Origin of the sequence: Streptomyces sp. sk2.1, assembly GCF_008120935.1 — a bacterium.
In the GTDB taxonomy this organism is placed as follows: Bacteria; Actinomycetota; Actinomycetes; order Streptomycetales; family Streptomycetaceae; genus Streptomyces.
In genome coordinates this window covers 697,566-700,080 of sequence record NZ_RDBO01000077.1, presented here as the reverse complement: position 1 = coordinate 700,080, position 2,515 = coordinate 697,566, and the positions used below count along the sequence as shown (strand labels likewise).

Genomic DNA, 2,515 nt, shown 5'->3' with positions numbered 1-2,515 from the left:
CGGGTGTCGTGCCGCGGATCAGTTCCAGGCGTTGTTCTGGTTCTGGCCGTGGGCGCCCTGCTGGCCCATGCCGTACTGGGCCCGGACGCCCTGGCCGATCTGCTGGTTCTGCGGGGGCAGCACCTCGCTGGGCTGGACCAGGGCGAAGCCTTGGCCGAGGAAGCTGAGCTCCCAGCCCTCACCGGTGTTGCCGCGTCGGCGCCACACACCGGAGGAGTGCGTCTGGGCTTGCATCTGCACCCGCAGCGAGCTGGACCAGGCGACGATGGCGTCGGCATCGGCGTTGACGTACTTGTCCGGGGTGACCTGCATCATCAGCGGCTGGCCCGAGGTCATCAGGGCGACCTTGCCGGTGCCGGAGATGTTGAGCTGGTACTTGCCGGTCCCCGAGATGCCGTACTGGCTGTCCACCGCGATGACCTCGGTGTGCAGCGCGGAGTCCAGCGCCAGGACGTAGGCGCTGTCCACCGTGAGGCCGTCGTGGTCGACATCCACGATGTGGATGTACTGCGCGAGGTTGGCGAGGAAGACCGTGCCCTGCCCGGAGCAGCGCATCAGGTCGAGGCCCTCACCGGTGTTCGCGCGGGCACGGCGCTGGCTGTTCGACTGGTACTCGCCGTCGAACTCCATCAGTCCCTGGTAGGCGACCATGGCGCCCTTGCGGGCGAGCACGTCGTCGTGGCCGGTCAGCGCGACCCGCAGGAGCTGCGGGTTCTGGATGGCGTACCGGTCCTGGGACTGCTGTTCCGTGTAGTTGAAAAGCGGACTCTGCATGGTGTCTCCCTCCCCCTCAGTTCCGGACCCGCAGGCGGTCGGTACTGTCCTCGCTCGGCTGCACGACGACGATGCCCTGGCCGGAGAAGGCCATCTGATAGGCCTCGCCACTGCCCCGCCCGATGAGCGAGGACGCCTTGAAGCTGCGCTTGCCCTTCACCTTGAGGTTCGGGGACCACGCCACGAGGGCGTCCGGGTCGACGTAGGTCTCGTCCTCGCCGCGTCCGCAGTCGACGACGATCGGCGTGCCGCGCGAGGTGATGGCGACCCAGCCGGTGCCGGAGATGCAGACGTTCCACAGGCCCTGGCCCGCGAACTTGGCGAGGCCCTTGACCCGCTCCACGCCCCAGGTGAGGTGGCCGTCGAAGGCCAGGACGTTGGTGCCGTTGACCGAGAGGGAGTCGTTGTTGAGGTTGATGACGACCACGTCGGCGCCGTAGTCGGCGAGGTAGAGCAGCCCGTCACCGGAGCACTTCATGATCGGCGCGCCCTCGCCGGTGATCCACTGGGAGGCGATCTGGCGGACGGCGGGCGGGTTGGGTTCGTACTGGATGAAGCCCTCGTACGCGACCATCGAGCCGGTACGTGCGTAGAGGTCCTGGCCGGTGGCCATGGCGACCTTGAGCATCGTGCGGCCGTGGTTCTCCATCCGGGCCGTGACGGGGGTCGGGGCGAAGCCCGCGAGTTGCTGGTTCATGACGGGCTCCCTCAGACCTCGTAGGGCTGGACGACGATGAAGTTGCCGGGAGCGCCCCGGAACTGGAGGTTCACGGTCTCCCCGCTGTGCCCCGGGTACGCGTTGCGGCGCAGCCGGACCTGGCTGGAGATGATCACCTGGGACGCGGACGACCAGGCCACGACGGCGTTGCAGTCGGCGAAGGTGGTCGGCGTGACGGGCAGGACGACGGGGACGCCGCGGGTCTTGACGATGATCGTGCCGCTGCCCTGGAACTGCATGGTGAACAGGGCCCCGCCCGGGATTCCGTGGCCCTCGATCCTGCGGACCTCGTACTGCAGGGTCTCGTCGAAGGCGAGGACGTTCTCCGCCGAGACGCAGATGCCGTCACCCTGGAGTTCGATGGCGTGCAGGTGGGAGCCGTCCTCCGCGAGGAAGAGCTGCCCGCGGCCGGTGCAGCGCATCAGCTGCATCTCCTGGCCGGTGGAGTTGCCGACGATGCGGCCCGCGAAGCCGGCGCCCTTGTAGCTGAAGTCGACCTTGCCCTGGTACATCACCATGCTGCCCTGGCGGGCGAGCACGGGCGTGCCGCCCATGGAGAGGTCGACCCGCATGAGCTGCTGGTTCTGCGGGGTCCAGCGCTGGCCGGTGGCCGTCTCCTTGTAGGGCTGGAGCGCCGCCTGGAGACCGGCACCGGCCTGCGGCATCCCCTGCGGTACGCCCTGGGGCATGCCGGGCGGCTGCATTCCCGGCATCCCCGGAGGCTGCATTCCCGGCATCCCGGGGGGCTGCATTCCCGGCGGCTGCTGTCCGTACGGAGCGGGAGGCTGCTGCCCGTAGGGCGCGGGGGCCTGCTGACCGTACGGGGCGGCGGGCGCGGACTGGCCGGGGACCTGGCCGAACTGCGGCTGCTGGGGCTGCCCGTACGGAGCGGGGGCCGGCGCGGGCGGCACCGCGCCACCGTGCGGTGCCAGCGGCGCGGCCATCGTCGGCGCGGTGTGCATCTGCTGCGGCGGCGCGGGGGGCGGGGTCTGTCCGACCGGAGCCCCGAAGGACGGAGTCGGC

The 2,515-nt window shown here is 70.0% G+C and carries 3 protein-coding genes; all 3 read right to left on the bottom strand.

The window, feature by feature from the left end; genetic code table 11:
* Positions 1-18: 18 nt before the first annotated feature.
* Complete coding sequence (locus EAO76_RS30385; RefSeq protein ID WP_148839098.1) at positions 19-774, bottom strand: AIM24 family protein; 756 nt, start codon at positions 772-774, stop codon at positions 19-21.
* Positions 775-790: 16 nt separating this feature from the next.
* Positions 791-1,471 carry an AIM24 family protein gene (locus tag EAO76_RS30380; protein ID WP_148839097.1) on the bottom strand — a complete coding sequence of 227 codons (681 nt, stop codon included), beginning with the start codon at positions 1,469-1,471 and terminating at the stop codon, positions 791-793.
* Positions 1,472-1,482: 11 nt separating this feature from the next.
* On the bottom strand, positions 1,483-2,515 hold a 1,033-nt coding region (locus tag EAO76_RS46755), incomplete at its 5' end, for an AIM24 family protein (protein WP_262375834.1).

Bases quoted from the DNA above. Each gene is read 5' to 3' on its own strand.
- EAO76_RS30385 (WP_148839098.1), bottom strand. From the start codon at position 774: ATGCAGAGTCCGCTTTTCAACTACACGGAACAGCAGTCCCAGGACCGG.
- EAO76_RS30380 (WP_148839097.1), bottom strand. From the start codon at position 1,471: ATGAACCAGCAACTCGCGGGCTTCGCCCCGACCCCCGTCACGGCCCGG.